This window comes from Dickeya sp. MK7 (genome assembly GCF_000406305.1).
Taxonomy (GTDB): Bacteria; Pseudomonadota; Gammaproteobacteria; order Enterobacterales; family Enterobacteriaceae; genus Dickeya; species Dickeya fangzhongdai.
In genome coordinates, this window is sequence record NZ_CM001984.1 from 1,263,827 (window position 1) to 1,281,644 (window position 17,818).

The window sequence follows — 17,818 nt, forward strand, 5'->3', positions numbered from 1 at the left end:
CAAGCCTGACCGACTGGCCCTGGCGAAGCTGGGCTGCGTCCCAGCCGATGGCGCCGGCGCTGATGGACGACGACGGGATCTGGAGCTGGCAGCAACTGGCGAGTCATCTGAATCAACTGGCGACCGGTTTCGTTCGTCAGGGGGTGCGGCCAGGCATGGGGGTGGCGCTACGCGGCAAAAACAGTACCGATATGTTGTTCTGTTATCTGGCGCTGTTGCAGTGCGGGGCGCGTCTGTTGCCATTGAATCCGCAACTGCCCGATACGCTGCTGGATGCGTTGTTGCCCGCGCTGAATATTGAGTATGGGCTGAGCGTAGATGGGTATGCGTGGCCGCAAAGCATCATTCCTCTGAGCCTGTCGGCGTCGTCGTCGGATGACGTGCTGCCGGCGCTGCCGTGGGAAGCGCAACGGCTGGCGACCATGACGCTGACGTCCGGTTCCAGCGGCATGCCGAAAGCGGCGGTGCACACCTGTGAAGCCCATCTGGTGAGCGCCGAAGGCGTACTGGCGCTGATGGCGTTCAGCGCGGGCGATCGCTGGTTGCTGTCGCTACCGCTGTTTCATGTATCCGGACAAGGGATTGTCTGGCGCTGGCTGGCCGCCGGGGCATCGCTGGTGGTCAGGCCGGACCAGCCGTTGGATGTTGCCTTGCGAGTGTGTACTCACGCCTCGCTGGTTCCTACCCAGCTCTGGCGTCTTCTGTCGCAGAACCGTTCTCCGATCAGCCTGCGGGCGGTGTTGTTGGGCGGCGCGATGATCCCGGCGGAACTGACTCAACAGGCGGAGGCGCGGGGCATCCGTTGCTGGTGCGGTTACGGCCTGACGGAGCTGGCGTCCACGGTATGCGCCAAGCGCGCGGATGCCGGCGGCGGCGTTGGGTTGCCGCTGGCGGGACGCGAGATACGGCTGGAGGGCGAAGAAATTCTGCTGCGCGGCCGCTGTCTGGCGGCGGGATACTGGCGCGAAGGCGGACTTAGCCCGCTCACTGATGAGCAAGGCTGGTTTCATACCCGCGATCGCGGCCAGTGGAATGGACATGAATGGCGAATTCTGGGGCGGCTGGATAACCAGTTCTTCAGCGGTGGCGAGGGGATTCAGCCGGAAGATGTGGAAGCGGTTCTGCTACAGCATCCGGATGTGACCTATGCCTGCGTGGTGCCGGTGGATGATCCGGAGTTCGGCCAGCGCCCGGTGGCGGTCGTCGAAGTGGAAAACGCCTTGCCGCTGTCCCGGTTGGTCGCATGGTGGCAGTCCCGGCTGGCGGGATTTCAGCGTCCGGTGGCGTGTTACCTGCTGCCGGCTGCATTGAAAAACGGCGGGATCAAGGTATCCCGACAGCAGGTGAAAACCTGGGTGGAGCAGCAGCCGCGCTGATTGGCGTGACGGGGAACTGCGCGAGCATGGCGGAGCGAACGGTCATCGACGCGTTCGGTCGGGAAGAGCAAAATGCCCTGTTTTTTGTCGCGACAGCATCATTCGTCGGTTATTTATGCTTTTGGCTGCTGAAGATTTAGGTAAAATGCGTGTTAACATCACGGTGTTGTGCGCGTTTAACTTATTTGTCTTTAAGGATTATAGAAATGAAAAAGTGGGTTATTGCTTGTGCGGGAAGTTTGCTGCTGGCGACTGTTTCCGCTCATGCCATCAGTATTTCCGGGGAAGCGGGTCGTGACTATACGGGCGCCAGCGCCGGTTTCGGTCTGGGTGTGCCCGGCCTGTCCGGCAATGCCGGCTGGAGCCATGATGACAAACACAGCAATGACGTCTACAGCGCCGGTCTGGATTATACCTTCGCGCTGAGCAACGCGTCGCTTAAAGTGGGAGCCAAAGGGCTTTACCTGAACCAGAACCGTTTTAAAGATGGCTATGGCGTCGCGCTGGGCGGCGGGTTGCAGGTGCCGGTGACCAGCTCCGTTTCCCTGTACGGTGAAGGTTATTACTCGCCGGACGCGTTCTCCAGCCATGTGGACCACTATGTGGAAGCCCGCGGCGGCGTGCGCTGGCAGCCGTTCCGCCCACTGTCGCTGGATGTTGGCTATCGCTACATCAACATGGCGTCCGGCGAAGACGGCAACGACAACCGCGTAGCGGATACCGCTTACGTTGGCGTGGGACTGAATTTCTGATTCCCCGACATCGGCTGGCAGACAAAAACAAAAGGCGTGTTTATCACGCCTTTGTTTTTTTACAGATCGTTTTTTTAGCGGACGGAGAGCGTCATTGTGTTTATGGCGTCGAATTTCTAAAGTGGTGTGAAACCATCATAAGGAGTAACGCGGATGCTTAGGGTTGAGATGTTATGTACCGGCGATGAAGTGCTGCACGGCCAAATTGTGGATACCAATGCCGCCTGGCTGGCGGATTACTTGTTTTCACAGGGCGTGCCGATGACCAGCCGCATGACGGTGGGCGATAAGCTGGAAGAGCTGGTGGCCGCGTTGACCGAGCGCAGTCAGATCGCCGATGTGCTGATCGTCAATGGCGGGTTGGGGCCGACCAGCGATGATCTCAGCTCGCTGGCGGCGGCCACGGCCGCCGGAGAAACGCTGGTCGAGCATGCCGAATGGATCGCCCGCATGGAAGCCTTCTTCGTCGAACGTGGCCGGGTCATGGCCGACAGCAACCGCAAACAGGCGCAATTGCCCGCCAGCGCTGAATTGGTGGATAACCCGGTCGGCACCGCCTGTGGTTTTGCGATGCAGTTGAACAAGTGCCTGATGTTTTTCACCCCCGGTGTGCCCTCCGAATTCAAAGTGATGGTGGAGCAGCAGATTCTGCCGCGCCTGCGTCAGCGTTTTGCCGTCGGCGAACCGCCGCTGTGCCTGCGGTTGACCACGTTCGGCCGCTCTGAAAGCGATCTTGCCAGCCAGCTCGACAGCCTGCCGCTGCCGCCGGACGTGGTGCTGGGGTATCGCTCCTCCATGCCGATTATCGAACTGAAGCTGACCGGCCCGGCCACACGGCGTGCGGAGATGGAAGCCGTGTGGGAAACGGTGCGCGACGTTGCCGGCGAAAATGCGATTTTTGAAGGCACTGACGGGCTGCCGGCGCAACTGGCGCGCCGTCTGGCCGAACGCGGGCTGCGCCTGACGGTGGGTGAGGACTTCACCGCCGGTCTGCTCAATTGGCAACTGCGTGAGGCGGATGTACCGCTATCCGGCGGCGACTTGCGGGTGGAAAGCGAGGCGTTGACGCTGGCGGCCGTCGCCGAGGCGACCCGAACGCTGGCGCAGCGTCAGCAAACGGAACTGGCGCTGTACGTCGGCCGTTCTGATGACGGTGTGCTGATGCTGGCGTTGCACACCCCCGTAGGGACATTCGCCCAGACGATTCAGGTGAATGTGCGACGCTACAGCCGTAAAACCCATCAGGATGTGGTGGCGATGCTGGCGATGAACATGCTGCGCCGCTGGCTCAATGGCTGGCCGGTGTATGGCGGTCATGGCTGGATCAGCGTGCTGGAGACGTTGTAAGCCGCAATCGGTGAGGCGAAGAACGCGGGGGCAACGGCCCCCGTCGTTATGGTCGGGCTCAGTACAGCAGCGAATACAACTGGCGGCGATAGCGGGCAGCCAGCGCATCGCCGGTGCCGAGCGCGGCCATGATATCCATCAGCGTTTTACGGGCGTTGCCGCCGGCGGCGGTCAGATCTTTCTTCAGCATTCCCATCAACAGTTCCAGCGCTTCTTCGTTGCGCCCGACCTGATGCAGTTGCAGGCTGAGCTGCACCGCCAGCTCCTGATTATCCGGCGAGGCCGCCAGTTGCTGCTGCAATTGCTGAATTTCCGGCGTATCCGCCGCCTGTTTCATCAGTTCGATTTGCGCTACCAGCCCGTGGTAACGGGTGTCCTGATCCTGCAACGGAATGGTGTCCAGCACCGCTTGCGCGTCATCGGTGCGGTTGAGCTGGATCTGCACTTCCGCCAGTAACAGCGCGATATCGCTGCGTTTGGCGTCCAGTTGCCAGGCGTCTTTCAGCAGCACGGCGGCTTCTTTTAACTGGTTTTCCTGAATCAGTTGCTGAGCCTGCGCCAGTTTCAGGTCTTCGGCTTTCGGCAGCACTCGCTGCAGCAGGTCGCGGATCACCTCTTCCGGCTGCGGCCCCTGAAAACCGTCCACCGGCTGACCGTCCTTGAACAAATAGACCGTCGGGATGGCGCGCAGGCCGAACTGGGCCGCCACGCGCTGCTCGGCGTCGCAATCCACTTTGGCCAGAATAAACTGACCGGCGTATTCCGCCGCCAGTTTGTCCAGCACCGGCTCCAGTTGCTGGCAATGGGTGCTGCGTTCGGACCAGAAATAGAACAGCACCGGGGCGTTCATGGACTGTTCCAGCACCTGATGCAGGTTGGTCTCGTTGATATCAATCACGTTGGCGTGTTGTTCTAACATGTCATTCTCTCTTAGCCGTTTCAGCCATTAATGGGGGCGATGTCCGCCACTTCAACCCCGAATCAGGATTTTGTCCGCAACAGGTGATCAAGCGCGCGGCCCGGCAACAGGCGGCGCAGTACGGTAATGCCGTGGGCGAGCAGCGTCACCGGGTAGCGCAGTTTCGGGCGCGGGCTTTCCAGCGCGTGAATCAGTTTGGGCAGCACCGCTTCCGGCGGCAGGGTAAAGCGGCTGGCAATGCCGGGATTGGTGACCGGTCGATCCTGCTGCGCCTGATCCACGTTGTGGGTGAAATTGGTGCTGATCGGGCCGGGCTCGATCAGCGATACGCACAAACCGCTGCCGTGCAGTTCCATACGCAACGCGTCAGACCAGGCTTCCAGCGCGTACTTGCTGGCGGCGTAAGCGCCGCGCCCCGGAGTGGAAATCAACCCCATCACCGAACTGGTCTGAATAATTCGCCCTTCGCCGTGAGGCAACATGGCGGGCAGCAACAGCTGGGTCAACTGATGCGTGCCGAACAGGTTGCTGGAAAACTGTTGTTCCAGTTGCTGACGGGAAATGGTGTTAAGCGGCCCGTACAGCCCGTAACCGGCGTTGTTGAACAGGCCGTAGAGCCGGTTGCCGGTCAGGGTAATGACTACGTCGGCGGCCTGCCTGACGCTGGCGCTGCTGTCGAGATCCAGATCGATCCCTTCAAAGCCCAGCGAGTTCATGCGCGCCACATCCTGATGACGGCGGCAGGCCGCCAGTACGCGATAGCCGCGTTGTTGCAAACATTGAGCGGCAATCAGGCCAATACCGCTGGAGCAACCAGTAATCAAAACCGCTTTTTGCATAACTTTACCTAACGAAAACGCTTAAATATCAAGAGTCGTGGTTAACTGTTAGTCTTTATCGACTCAGTGCTGATTAATAACGGGGTCGAGCTGTTTTGCCATCCATCCGGCGATAAACGGCTGGGCATCGCGGTTGGGATGGATGCCATCATCCTGCATCCATTCCGGTTTGAGATAAACCTGCTCCATGAAAAACGGCAGTAGCGGAATATCAAACGTTTTGGCGAGGCGTGGATAAACGGCGCTGAACGATTCGGTATAGCGCCGCCCGTAGTTGGCTGGCAAGCGGATTTGCATCAGCAACGGTTGGGCGTTGGCCGTCTTGACCTGGGTAATGATGCCGGCGAGATCCCGCTCTACGTTCTGCGGGGGAAAACCACGCAGGCCGTCATTGCCGCCCAGCTCGATCAACACCCAGCGCGGCTGGTGCTGTTGCAGCAATGTGGACAGTCGCGCCAGCCCCTGCGTTGCCGTGTCGCCGCTGATACTGGCGTTCACCACCCGGACCTTGGGCGCGGGGGAACGAGACTGCCAGGTCGCGTCCAGCAGCGTGGGCCAGGCCTGATTCGCCGCCATACGATAGCCGGCGCTCAGGCTGTCGCCCAGTACCAGCAACGTATCCGCCGCGAAGGCGCGTAGACTGAACAGGCCCCAGAATAGAAGGACAACGATATGCCAGCGGAAAACATTCTTGAAGTTCATCATCTTAGTAAGCACGTTGGTCAGGGGGAACACCAGCTCTCCATCCTCACCGGAGTTGAGCTGGTTGTCAAACCTGCTCAGACCATTGCGCTGGTGGGCGAATCCGGTTCGGGAAAATCCACCTTGCTGGGAATTCTGGCCGGGCTGGATGACGGCAGCAGCGGACAGGTATCGCTGCTTGGGCAGCGACTGGATCGGCTGGATGAGGAAGGGCGGGCGGCGTTGCGGGCGCAGGACGTGGGATTCGTGTTCCAGTCTTTCATGTTGGTGCCGACGTTGACCGCGCTGGAGAACGTGCAGTTACCGGCGTTGCTGCGGGGGGAAAGCGATCGCCACAGCCGCCAGCAGGCGGAGCAACTGTTGCAGCAGCTCGGTCTGGGCGCGCGATTGCAGCATCTGCCCGCGCAGCTTTCCGGCGGCGAGCAGCAGCGTGTGGCGCTGGCGCGCGCATTTAGCGGCAGGCCGCGGGTACTGTTCGCCGATGAACCGACCGGCAATCTGGACCGCCAGACCGGCGAGCGTATCGCCAACCTGCTGTTTTCCCTCAACCGTGACTTTGCCACCACCCTGATTCTGGTGACGCATGACGAACAACTGGCGGCGCGCTGCGAACGTTGCCTGCGGCTGCGCGACGGCAAACTGTGGGAGGATGCATGATCTGGCGTTGGTTTTGGCGGGAGTGGCGCTCGCCGTCGTTACTGATTGTATGGCTGGCGTTGACGCTGTCGGTGGCCTGCGTGCTGGCGCTCGGTTCCATCAGCGATCGCATGGAGAAAGGGCTGAGCCAGCAGAGCCGTGATTTCCTGGCCGGCGACCGGGTGCTGCGGGCGTCCCGACCGGTGGATGAAAGCTGGCTGCAACAGGCGCAGCAGCAGGGGCTGACGCAGAGCCGGCAGGTGTCGTTCATGACCATGACCTACGCGGGCGACAATGCGCAACTGGCGCAGGTTAAAGCCACTGACGAGCGTTATCCGCTGTATGGCGAGCTGAAAACCCAGCCGGCCGGGCTACGGGTGACGCCGGGTATGGTGCTGGCCGCGCCGCGTCTGCTGGCCTTGCTGGGGTTGAAGGTGGGCGACCGGCTGGATGTCGGGGATACCACATTGACCATCGCCGGGGAACTGGTGCAGGAACCGGATGCCGGCTTTAACCCGTTCGAGACGGCGCCGCGGGTGCTGATGAATCTGGCGGACGTGGAAAAAACCGGCGCTATTCAGCCGGGCGGGCGCATTACCTGGCGCTACATGTTTGCCGGCACGCCGTCGCAAATCGCCCGTTTCAGCGACGTTATCAAACCGCAGCTGAAGCCGGATCAGCGCTGGTACGGCATGGAAGATTCGCAGAGCGCGCTGGGCAAATCCCTGCAACGCTCCCAGCAGTTCCTGTTGTTGTCGGCGTTGTTGACCCTGCTGCTGTCGGTGGCGGCGGTGGCGGTGTCGATGGGGCATTACTGCCGTAGCCGTTACGATCTGGTGGCGGTGCTTAAAACGCTGGGTGCCGGGCGGCAGGCGCTGCGCCGGTTGATCGTCGGGCAGTGGGTATCGGTGCTGGCGTTGTCGGCATTGTGCGGCAGCCTGCTGGGAATAGGGTTTGAGGCGCTGCTGATACGCGCGCTTTCACCGGTGTTGCCCGGCGAATTACCGGCCGCCGGGCTGTGGCCGTGGGGCTGGGCGCTGGGTACGCTGGTGTTGATTTCGCTGTTGGTGGGGATTCGTCCTTACCGGCAACTGTTGGCGACCCAACCGCTGCGGGTTTTGCGTCAGGATGTGGTGGCGAACGTCTGGCCGCTGCGCTATTACCTGCCGGTGGTGTTGGCGGTGGTGATCGGCTTGCTGGTGGTGCTGTCCGGCGGCGGCGCGCTGTTGTGGTCGTTGCTGGGCGGTATGCTGGCGCTGTCGCTGCTGCTGGGCGGCATTGGCTGGGGCAGCCTGTTGCTGCTTCGCCGGCTGACGTTGAAAACGCTGTCGCTGCGTCTCGCCATTAATCGCCTGCTGCGTCAGCCGTGGGTGACGCTGGGCCAGTTGGCGGCGTTTTCGCTGTCTTTCATGCTGCTGGCGCTGTTGTTGCTGTTGCGCGGCGATTTGCTGGACCGCTGGCAGCAGCAGTTGCCGCCCGGCAGCCCCAATTACTTCGTGCTGAATATCAGCGCCGATCAGGTGTCGCCGGTAACGGATTTTCTGGCGCAACACCAGGTGAAACCGGAAACGTTCTACCCGATCATTCGCGCCCGTCTGACGGAAATCAAAGGGCTGCGGGCCACCGATCTGGTGCATGAGGATGATCCCGGCGGGGAAACCGTCAACCGGGAACTGAACCTGACCTGGCTGAGCCAATTGCCGGACCGTAATCCGCTGGTGGCGGGGCAGTGGCCGCCGAAAGCGGGCGAGGTGTCGATCGAGCAAGGGGTAGCGCAACGTCTTGGGGTGAAGATAGGCGATACGCTGACCTTCACCGGCGATACCCAGCCGTTTCAGGCCACGATCAGCAGCCTGAGGCAGGTGGACTGGGAAAGTCTGCGGCCGAACTTCTTCTTCATTTTTCCGCCCGGCTCGCTGGATAGCCAGCCGCAGTCGTGGCTGACCAGTTTCCGCTATGAAGGCGGCGATACGCTGATCACCCAACTGAACCGTCAGTTCCCGACGCTGACGGTGCTGGATGTCGGCGCCATTCTGAAGCAGATCGGCACCGTGTTGCAGCAGGTCGGTCTGGCGCTGGAGGTGATGGTGGTGCTGGTGCTGTTCTGCGGCGCGCTGTTGTTGCTGGCGCAGATTCAGGTCGGCATGCGTCAGCGGCGTCAGGAACTGATCGTGTATCGCACGCTAGGTGCCGGCCGGCGTTTGTTGCGCGCCACGCTGTGGTGGGAGTTTGCGGTATTGGGACTGTCCGCCGGCATGGCGGCGGCGCTGGGTGCGGAAGCGGCGTTATGGCTGTTGCAGCGCAAAGTGTTCGATTTTCCGTGGCAGCCGAATATGTGGCTGTGGGGCGGATTGCCGGTATTGGCGGCGCTGTTGCTGTCGCTGTACGGCGGCTGGCTGGGGCTGCGGTTGCTGCGCGGCAATGCGTTGTTTAGGCGTTATCACGCCTGAGGTTAACCTCGGGCGTTTTTTACCGCCGCGCGGCCAAGCGGGGTCGCGGTTAACGAGGTATGGTGCCTTCACCGTTTTTGCCGCCGGGGTTTTTGTATTTCGCCAGATACTGATGCTGGAAAATACACATACGGATAGTGTTGCGGTATTCGCCGTTGATGAAGAATTCGTGGATCAACTCGCCTTCCACCTCAAACCCAAGCTTGGTGTAGATGTGGATCGCCTTCTGGTTCTCTTTGTCCACAATCAGGTAGAGCTTGTAGAGATTCAGAATCGAAAAGCCGTAGTCCATCGCCAGCCGGGCGGCGGCGCTGGCATAGCCTCGCCCCTGATGCGCCGGGTCGATGATGATCTGAAATTCAGCCCGGCGGTGGATATGGTTGATGTCCACCAGTTCCACCAGCCCGACCTTGATGGCGTCGTGCTCAATGATAAAGCGGCGTTCGCTCTGGTCGTGAATGTGCTTGTCGTACAGGTCGCTCAGTTCGACAAACGCTTCGTAAGGCTCTTCGAACCAGTAGCGCATGACGCTGGCATTGTTGTCCAACTGATGGACGAAGCTGAGATCGTCGCGCTCCAGCGGCCGCAGGCGCACGACTTCATCGATGTTTGGTTCATGGATGTTGGGCTCATGGATGTCTGGCATAAGGTATCCGGATTGTGGGCTATGGCGTGACGTTAACCAGCTTGCCGGAACGGGTCAATCGGTTGGCGGCGAAAGTGCGGAAGGAAAGAGCGGAAGAAAAGAGCGGAAAGATGCGCAGCCCTGATGCAGGCTGCGCGGTTCGGATGAGTGGTTCCGATGATTAGAAGTCGACGCTGGCGCGCAACACCACTTCACGCGGGTCGCCAATCGCCACGCGCAGGTTGTTGCCGCTCGACGGGTAGTAGGTTTTGTCGAACAGGTTCTTGACGTTGAGCTGCCACTTCACCTTGTAACCGTTGATCGGCACGCTGTAAGTCACAAAGGCGTCAGCCACGGTGTAGTCGTCAAGGAAGAAGCTGTTGGCGGCGTCGCCGGGGCGACGGCCGACGTAGCGGGCGCCGATGCCGGCGCGCAGATCGTCGCCGGCGTGCAGGCCCAGATTGCCGAAGTCGTTGGTCAGGAACAGCGAGGCGGTGTGGCGCGCCACGTTGGTCATTTCGTTGCCCTGATTGTCCGGGTCAGAGGTAACGCGGGCATCGGTAAAGGCGTAGGAACCAATCAGACTCAGGCTGTCGGTCAGTTTGCCGGCCACATCCATTTCCACCCCTTGCGAACGGACCTTGCCGGCGGTGCGGGTGACGGTTTCTCCGTTCACCAACTCACTCACCATTACGTTACGCTTCTGGATATCAAACAGCGCCAGATTGGCGGTAACGCGGTTGGGCAGATCCAGCTTGGCGCCCACCTCATAAGACTTGCCGGTTTCCGGCGCCATTGAGCCAATCTGGGTGGCGATCGAGGTATTGGGTTTGAACGATTCACTGTAACTGGCGTACAGCGATGACCAGGCGTTCAGGTTGTAGACCACGCCGGCGCGGGGGACCAGTCGACTGTCGGAACCGTCGGTATTGGTAGAGAACGGACGTCCTTTGCCAGACATCACATCAAAATGGTCGTAACGCACGCCGCCCAGCAGCATCCAGTGTTCGTTGAAACGAATGGCATCCTGCATGAAGACGCCGGTACTGTCGACGTTTTCGCGCTGGTCGCTGTCCGCCGCGCTGACGGTGGTGGAGGCCGGCTGCAAACCGTAGACCGGGTTATAGACGTTGAAACTATAGCGTCTGGTGCTGCGCAGCATATCGCCACGATAAGTGCGGTCGGCTTCGTGGTCCACGCCAAACAGCAACTGGTGGTTGATGCTGCCCCAGTCGATATCGCCATTCAGCGTCAACTGCACATTCTGCGACTGGCTACGGGCGTCGGCGGTGGCATCAGCCTGACGAGTCAGGATACCGGTAGTGGCGTTATAGCTGGTGGCGCGCGCCTGATTATCGTTGTAGGTATTACGGCTGTAGGCGTAATTCAGCTTGGTTTTCCAGCGATCGCTAATGGCGCTTTCCATCTGGAAGGTCAGCGTGTCCTGATCGCCGCGGGTGGCGTTGTAGGTTTCGTCAAACCGGCGTTCGCGCGGGGTATTGACCGGTTTGCCGGTACGGCTGTCGATCACGGTGCCGCGATCGAACGGCGTCAGGTATTCCATGTGCTCGTAGGACACCCGCACGGTGGTGTTTTCGCCGTACCACATCAGCGACGGCGCAATGGTGGTCTGGCGGTTGCGGCCGAAGTTGCGCCAGTAGTCGGTTTCATCGTGATCGACAATCATGCGATAAGCCAGACCGGAGGTGCCGAGCGGGCCGGTGACATCCAACTGACCGCCGCCGCCGTTGAAACTGCTGTTCCAGCCTTCGATATGGGTTTTCTGCACCAACTCCGGTTTTTTACTGATGATGTTGATCATGCCGCCGGGCTCGCCCCAGCCGTACAGCATGGATGCCGGTCCTTTCAGCACTTCCACCCGCTCGGTGGTCGGGGTGACGTTGCGCGCCTGAATTGAACGCATGCCGTCGCGCAGGATGGAACCATCGCGGTTATCGCCGAAACCGCGCTTCATCACCGCGTCCTGCGTCCCGCCGAGGGTGTTGGCCTGGGTGATGCCGCTGACGTTGTATAACGCTTCATCAAGACTTCTGACCGCCTGATCCTCCAGTACCTGCTGCGGCACCACATTGACGGCTTGCGGTATGTCCAGCAGGCGGCTCTCGGTACGGGTGCCGGTGACGGCGTTGTGCGGCTGGTAGCCGGTTTCCCGTGCGCCGCTTGCAGGCGTACTGGCGGTCACCACCATCGTGTCTTCCTGCTTTTTCGTGTTTTTTGCGGCGGTGTCGCTATCGACCTGTGTAGTGGCGGCCTGAAGACTGAAGGGCAACAGGGCCAGCAACGGCCAGCCTTTTTGCCAGTGAAGGTTATTCATGTGTTAACTGACTCCAATAGGTCCCTGAAAAATCAATCGGTAAAAACTGCTGATAGAGTTGTTGTAAGGTGCGCTGCGGGTCGATATCGCCAAACAGCGTCGGATAGAGGGCTTTGGCGAACATTTCCACCATCACCACGTGATACGGGCTGAGATAAAAATTGTGCCACATGCTCCAGGCGCGGCCGGCGCCGACGGCGCTCAGGTGTGAAAGCAGCGGTTCCTGCATCAGCAGGGTGCGGAAACTGTCGGCGGCCTGCCGGGGCGCAACGTCCGGGCCGAGCATCAGGTCGGAAAGGCGTTTGCCGTCCGGTCCGGCCATGCCGGTGGCGATGTAGACATCCGGTCTGGCGGCCAGCGCCTGCTCCGGGCTGAGTTCGCCGTATACGCCTTTTACTTTGCCGGCGGCGATGTTGTCGCCGCCGGCGAAGGCCAGCAGTTCGCCGAGATTGCCGTTAACCGCCGTGGTGCAGCAGGTGTCGCGGCGTCCAAGATGCAGATGCAGCATCACCGTGGTTTTGCGACCCTGATACTGCGCCAGTCGCGCTTTCACGGTGTCCATGTGCTGCTGGTAGAAAGCAATAAACGCGTCGGCGCGCGACGACTGGTTGAGCACGTCGCCGAGCAGGCGCAGGCTGGGCACGGTGTTTTTCAGCAGATCGATGCGCAGGTCGACGTAGATATACGGGATACCCGCCTGAGCCAGCGCCTGCTGGATGCTCTGCTCGTTGTCGGCGCCTTTAGCCAGCCGCGGCAGGATCACCAGATCCGGTTTCAGCGGCAGCAGGGCTTCCGCGTTGACGCTGTTGAGATTGCCGTTACCCAACTGCGGGATGCGGGCTATGTCGGGAAATTTCGCGGTATAGCGGCCCCAGCTTTGAGCGTCATAACGCGCCATGTCGCCCGGCCAGCCCACCACGCGCTGCGCCGGGTTACCCGGTTCCAGCAAGGCCAGCGTATAAAGCATGCGACTTTCGCCCAGCACAATGCGTTGCGGGTTATCCGGCACCACCACCTGACGACCGGTAATGTCGGTGACGGTTTTGGCCTGCGTCAGCGGGCTGAACCAGAGTACGGTGAGGAAGAGAAAAACGATGCGCATGTTCTTTTCTCGTAAAAATGAGGCAGAAAAAAATAATAATAATTATTTTTATTTGCAATGGAAACAAAACGGAAACAGGGTTAAAAAAGAAAAAGCCCTGATATTTCACAGGGCTGGCAGAGGTTATGTAAATAATTAAAGTCGCCGCGACAGGGCGGCGAGTGGGGAGCGGCGGGTATCAGGACGGCTTTTTACCGTCGTGGTGTTCGTAGCCGCGGCCAAAGTGACGTTCCAGCCGGCCTTGCAGCAATTCCAGCCCGATGGACAGCAGCCAGTAAATGACGGCGGCGGTAGTGAGCATCTCCATGTAGTGGTAGGTGCTGCGGCCGTAAGACTGCGCCAGAAAGTTCAGCTCCCACAGGCCCATCAGCGACACCAGCGAGGAGTCTTTGATCATCGAAATGAACTGAGAACCGGCGGGCGGAATGATGATGCGCAGCGCCTGCGGCGCCACTACGTGGGTGGTGATCACCCAGCGCGACAGCCCCAGCGCCATGGCGGCTTCCTTCTGACCGCGAGGAACCGCGAGTACGCCGCTGCGGATGGTTTCCGCCAGATAGGCGCCATAGTTTAGCGACAGCGCGATGATGCCGGAGGTAAAGGCGCTCATTACGATGCCGACCTGCGGCAGCGCGAGGTAGATGATCAGCACCTGCACCAGCAGCGGCGTGCCGCGAAACAGCGAGACGTAAAACGTGGCGCAGCCGAAAGCGATCGCGCTGGAAGAGAGCCGGCCAGCGGCGGTGATCACCGCCAGCAGGATACAGAACAGCATTGAAATGATGGTTATGACGACGCTCAGCACCGCCCCCTGGATGAAACCGTCCGGCGACAGATGCATCCCCAGCATGGAGGGCAGTTTCTGCTTGATCAGGCCGGTGTCCAGATCCATAAACGAAAACAGCCACAGCAGCAGGCTGAGCAGCACCAGCCAGGTCAGGCCGGCGCGCAGACGAAAACCAAATCCGGCGCGTTCAGGCGCCGGCGGCATGTGAGACGGGGTTTCAGCGGACGAACGCGACATTACGGGTTGACCCCGGTGATGTCTTCACCAAACCACTTCATGGAGATGGCTTTCAGCGTGCCGTCGGCGCGCAGCGCGGCGATGGCATCGGCCAGCGTTTTACTCCATTCCGGGTCGCCTTTGTCGACGGCAATCCAGTTTGGCTCGGCATACAGTTGCTGCAGGATACGCAGTTGCGGCAGTTTCTCGATGCGCGGTTTGGCGGTGATGCGATCGGAAATCACCGCGTCCAGCCGTTTACCCGGGCCCAGCGCCAGATTGCGGAACGCCATTTCTTCATCGGTGGGTACCGCCTGCACATGGCCGAACGGGAAGGCGATCGGTTTGCCGCCTGGGATCACCAGACTTTTGTTCAGGTAGTTCTCGTAGCTGGAGCCCAGTCCCAGTCCGACTTTCTTGTTGCTCAGATCGGCGGCGGATTGGATGTTTTTCTCATCCTTATGGACGATCAGTACGGCGAAGGTACTGTAGTAAGGGGTGGCGAAGTCTAGCATTTTGGCGCGCTCGGCATTCGGGGTCATGGAGCAGATGCACATATCCCAACGGCCTTGCCACTTGCCGCCGACGATGGTTTCCCAGCCCGGCGTCGCCAGTTCCAGTTTGGCGCCCAGTTTCTGCGCCACTGCGTTGGCGACGTCCACATCGAAGCCAACCAGTTGATTCTTATCGTCGAGATAGCTAAATGGCGGATAGTCGTTGAACAGCACGTTGCGGACTACGCCGGTCTGTTTCACCCGATCCAGCGTGCTGCCGGCCTGTGCGGCGCTGAGCATGAAGCAGGCGCTCAGACCGAGCGCCATCAGTGCGAGAAGTTTTTTCATCCATTTTCCCTACAAACTAGCGTCACAACGGGCAACGCGGGGCTGCTTGCCGCGTCCCGTCGGTGGAAATCACAAAGGCCCTATCTTATAGCAGCCGCGGGCGTGTGCAAAATAAGGTCTTCGTCAGGCGGTCGAGGGGCGGGGAATAAGCATCGATGACGGCGGCGTTACATAAAAGGCACCACATAAAAGGCACCATATAAAAAAAAGAAACCTGCCACCGGGGTGGCAGGTTTGACGGTGTGATGTCCGGCACGCGCGTTATTTTTTACGGGCGTATTTCAGGGAGTCCAACGCCACGGCGAAGATGATGATGCCGCCTTTGATGATGTACTGCCAGTAAGGGCTGACGCCGATGTAGGTCAGGCCGTAGTTGATGAGGGTGAAGATGATAACCCCGGTCACCACGCCGGCGACCGTACCCACGCCACCGGCAAAGGACACGCCGCCGACCACGCACGCCGCGATGGCGTCGAGCTCGTACATGAAACCTAAGTTGTTGGTGGCGCTGCCGATACGGCCGGCTTCCAGCATACCGCCGAAGGCGTAGAAGATGCCGGACAGCATGTACACCAGAATCAGGTTCAACGAGACGTTCACGCCGGAGACTTTAGCCGCTTCCGGGTTGCCGCCGATGGCGAAGATATTTTTGCCGAAGCGGGTCTTGTTCCACAGGATCCACACGAACACCGCCGCAATCACCGCATAGAAGGTGATATAGGACAGCTTGAAGTCGCCGAAGCGGATAAATCCCTGTGCAAAAGTAGAGAAGCGGTCGTCAAAGCCGGCGATGGGGGACGCGCCGACGATGTCGTAGTACAGCGAGTTGATACCGTAGACGATGATCATCGTGCCCAATGTCGTGATGAACGGCGTCACTTTCAGGTAGGCGATGATAATACCGTTGACCAGACCGATTACCGCGCCAATCGCGCAAACGATCAGGATAACCAGCGGGATCGGCATGGTTTCCAGATTTGGGAATACCTTGTTGCTGTTATCCATCGCCTGTAACAGCGTGGCCGCAACGACGGCAGCAAGGCCGACCTGACGACCGGCCGACAGGTCGGTGCCCTGGGTAACGATAAGCCCGGCCACGCCGAGCGCGATGATCACGCGCACCGAAGACTGGGTAAGAATGTTACTCAGGTTGGTGAGACTGAGGAAGGTGGGGTCCTGGATAATAATAATCACCAGCAATACCAGCAGCACGGCATAAATGCCGCTGTCTTTCAGCCAGGTGAGCGCACTTTTTTTAGTAGTAGCTTTCATGGTAACAGCCCTTGCATCATTAAAGGTGTAACGACGCTAAACGGAGGATTTCGTTCTGCGTGGTGTTCTTGGTTTCGACAATGCCTGCGACGAGGCCATTACTCATCACCAGAATGCGGTCGGTGACGCCCAACAATTCCGGCATTTCTGATGAAATGATGATGATTCCCTTGCCCTTTTTCGCCAGCTCGGAAATAAGCTGATAAATCTCGAATTTGGCGCCCACGTCAATGCCGCGGGTCGGTTCGTCCAGCATCAGGATTTCCGGTTGAGTCAGCAGCCAGCGGCCAATGATCACCTTTTGCTGGTTACCGCCGGACAGCGAGCCGATGGCGGTATGGTGGCCGGGGGTTTTTACCCGCATCGAATCAATTACCCACTGCACATCGCTTTTCATGCGCTTGTTGTCCAGCAGGCCGAGGCTGTTTTTGTATTTGTGGATGTTAGAGATCAGCGAGTTAAAACCGACATCCAGATAGGCGTAGATACCGGTAGAGCGGCGTTCTTCGGTGACTAGTGCGAAACCGTTGTTGATGGCCTCGTTAGCGGTATGGTTGTTAATGTCTTTGCCGTGCAGTTTGATGGTACCGCTGAGTTTTTCGCGGATACCGAACAGCGTTTCGACGATGTCGGTACGTTTGGCGCCGACCAGACCGGCAATCCCTAAAATTTCGCCCTGACGCAGATCGAACGACACATCGCGGATCGACGGCTGGCGCATGGAGGTCAGGCCGCGTACTTCCAGCATGACGTCGCCAGGGGTGTTGGTTTTGTCCGGAAACCGCTGATTGAGGGAGCGGCCGACCATCATGGCGATGATCTGGTCCATGTTCAGGCCGTCCAGCGGCTGAGTGGCGACCCACTGACCGTCGCGCAGTATGGTGATTTCATCGCACAGCTGGAAGATCTCTTCCATTTTGTGGGAGATATAGACGATGCCGCAGCCCCGGTCTTTCAGCTTGCGGATGATGGTGAACAGGTGGTTCACCTCTTTTTCCGTCAGCGACGAGGTGGGTTCGTCCATGATGACGATTTTAGCGTTATAGGAGAAGGCCTTGGCGATTTCGATCATCTGCATTTGCGAGACCGACAGCGAGGCCACTTTGTCGCGCGGATCGATATCGATATCCAGTTCATCGAAAATCGCTTTGGTATCGCGATACATTTTTTCCTGATCGACGAACAACCCTTTTTTCGGATAGCGGCCAAGCCACATGTTGTCCATGACCGAACGTTGTAAAACCAGGTTCAATTCCTGGTGCACCATGGATACACCATTCTCCAGCGCTTCTTTGGCGCTTTTGAAATCGACTTCCTGTCCCTGGAATTGAATGCTGCCTGAATCTTTCTGATAAATGCCGAACAGACATTTCAGTAGAGTCGATTTCCCTGCGCCGTTTTCGCCCATCAGGGCGTGGATGGAGTGGGGGCGCACCTTCAGGTTGACATTATCCAATGCCTTTACACCGGGAAACGACTTACTGATATTGGTCATCTCCAGCAGGAATTCGCGCTGAGTGGTTAGAGTGTCACTGGTCATATTTTACCTGGTCGAAATAATTACCTGGCTGAAACGTTGCCGGGCTGAACATGGCTGCCTGGCTGAGAAAATCATTCG

The 17,818-nt window shown here is 59.4% G+C and carries 15 protein-coding genes; 5 read left to right on the forward strand and 10 right to left on the reverse strand.

All coding sequences use genetic code 11. From position 1 onward, the window contains the following. The 3 genes from menE to DXXMK7_RS05655 form a co-directional block, all read left to right on the forward strand. On the forward strand, positions 1-1,376 hold a 1,376-nt coding region (menE, locus tag DXXMK7_RS05645; RefSeq protein WP_071605177.1), incomplete at its 5' end, for an o-succinylbenzoate--CoA ligase. Between the two features lie 206 nt (positions 1,377-1,582). Beyond that, on the forward strand, positions 1,583-2,128 hold the full coding sequence (locus DXXMK7_RS05650) for a YfaZ family outer membrane protein (protein ID WP_038918235.1): 546 nt from the start codon (positions 1,583-1,585) through the stop codon (positions 2,126-2,128). Positions 2,129-2,281: 153 nt separating this feature from the next. After that, on the forward strand, positions 2,282-3,475 hold the full coding sequence (locus DXXMK7_RS05655; RefSeq protein ID WP_038918236.1) for a nicotinamide mononucleotide deamidase-related protein YfaY: 1,194 nt from the start codon (positions 2,282-2,284) through the stop codon (positions 3,473-3,475). 58 nt (positions 3,476-3,533) lie between these two features. On the opposite strand, the gene DXXMK7_RS05660 is transcribed toward DXXMK7_RS05655, so the two are convergent. From DXXMK7_RS05660 to tesA, 3 genes are all read right to left on the reverse strand, one after another. After that, positions 3,534-4,394, reverse strand: coding sequence for a co-chaperone YbbN (locus DXXMK7_RS05660; RefSeq protein ID WP_038918237.1), 861 nt, complete (start codon positions 4,392-4,394; stop codon positions 3,534-3,536). Positions 4,395-4,456: 62 nt separating this feature from the next. Continuing rightward, positions 4,457-5,233 carry an SDR family oxidoreductase gene (locus DXXMK7_RS05665; protein WP_038661068.1) on the reverse strand — a complete coding sequence of 259 codons (777 nt, stop codon included), beginning with the start codon at positions 5,231-5,233 and terminating at the stop codon, positions 4,457-4,459. A 63-nt stretch (positions 5,234-5,296) separates the two neighbouring features. Beyond that, positions 5,297-5,938: a multifunctional acyl-CoA thioesterase I/protease I/lysophospholipase L1 gene (tesA, locus tag DXXMK7_RS05670; RefSeq protein ID WP_050570000.1), complete on the reverse strand. Its 642-nt coding sequence runs from the start codon at positions 5,936-5,938 to the stop codon at positions 5,297-5,299. On the opposite strand from tesA, the gene ybbA reads away from it, so the two are divergent. Together ybbA and ybbP are read left to right on the forward strand one after the other, a co-directional pair. After that, positions 5,906-6,592 (forward strand): putative ABC transporter ATP-binding protein YbbA, encoded by a 687-nt coding sequence (gene ybbA, locus DXXMK7_RS05675; RefSeq protein WP_033570141.1) that lies wholly within the window; start codon positions 5,906-5,908, stop codon positions 6,590-6,592. The genes tesA and ybbA overlap by 33 nt on opposite strands. After that, positions 6,589-9,021, forward strand: coding sequence for a putative ABC transporter permease subunit YbbP (gene ybbP / locus DXXMK7_RS05680; protein ID WP_038918238.1), 2,433 nt, complete (start codon positions 6,589-6,591; stop codon positions 9,019-9,021). The genes ybbA and ybbP overlap by 4 nt, the downstream gene beginning before the upstream one ends. Before the next feature lie 49 nt (positions 9,022-9,070). On the opposite strand, the gene speG is transcribed toward ybbP, so the two are convergent. The 7 genes from speG to mglA all read right to left on the reverse strand — a co-directional run bounded on the left by speG (position 9,071) and on the right by mglA (position 17,740). After that, entirely contained in the window at positions 9,071-9,667 is a 597-nt protein-coding gene (speG, locus tag DXXMK7_RS05685; RefSeq protein ID WP_049842519.1) for a spermidine N1-acetyltransferase, read from the reverse strand. A gap of 160 nt (positions 9,668-9,827) precedes the next feature. Then, a complete protein-coding gene (locus DXXMK7_RS05690) occupies positions 9,828-11,981 on the reverse strand; it encodes a TonB-dependent siderophore receptor (RefSeq protein ID WP_038918239.1) in 2,154 nt (717 codons plus the stop codon). Continuing rightward, the gene (locus DXXMK7_RS05695) at positions 11,974-13,083 is read right to left on the reverse strand and encodes an ABC transporter substrate-binding protein (protein WP_038918240.1); all 1,110 of its coding nucleotides are present in this window, start codon (positions 13,081-13,083) and stop codon (positions 11,974-11,976) included. Before DXXMK7_RS05695 ends, DXXMK7_RS05690 begins: the two co-directional genes overlap by 8 nt. A 178-nt stretch (positions 13,084-13,261) precedes the next feature. Further along, on the reverse strand, positions 13,262-14,107 hold the full coding sequence (locus tag DXXMK7_RS05700; RefSeq protein ID WP_080762631.1) for an amino acid ABC transporter permease: 846 nt from the start codon (positions 14,105-14,107) through the stop codon (positions 13,262-13,264). Next, complete coding sequence (locus tag DXXMK7_RS05705; RefSeq protein ID WP_038918242.1) at positions 14,107-14,928, reverse strand: ABC transporter substrate-binding protein; 822 nt, start codon at positions 14,926-14,928, stop codon at positions 14,107-14,109. The genes DXXMK7_RS05700 and DXXMK7_RS05705 overlap by 1 nt, the downstream gene beginning before the upstream one ends. A gap of 261 nt (positions 14,929-15,189) precedes the next feature. Next, positions 15,190-16,200: a galactose/methyl galactoside ABC transporter permease MglC gene (gene mglC, locus DXXMK7_RS05710; RefSeq protein WP_038918243.1), complete on the reverse strand. Its 1,011-nt coding sequence runs from the start codon at positions 16,198-16,200 to the stop codon at positions 15,190-15,192. Positions 16,201-16,219: 19 nt separating this feature from the next. Then, positions 16,220-17,740: a galactose/methyl galactoside ABC transporter ATP-binding protein MglA gene (mglA, locus tag DXXMK7_RS05715; protein WP_038661050.1), complete on the reverse strand. Its 1,521-nt coding sequence runs from the start codon at positions 17,738-17,740 to the stop codon at positions 16,220-16,222. Positions 17,741-17,818: the final 78 nt, after the last annotated feature.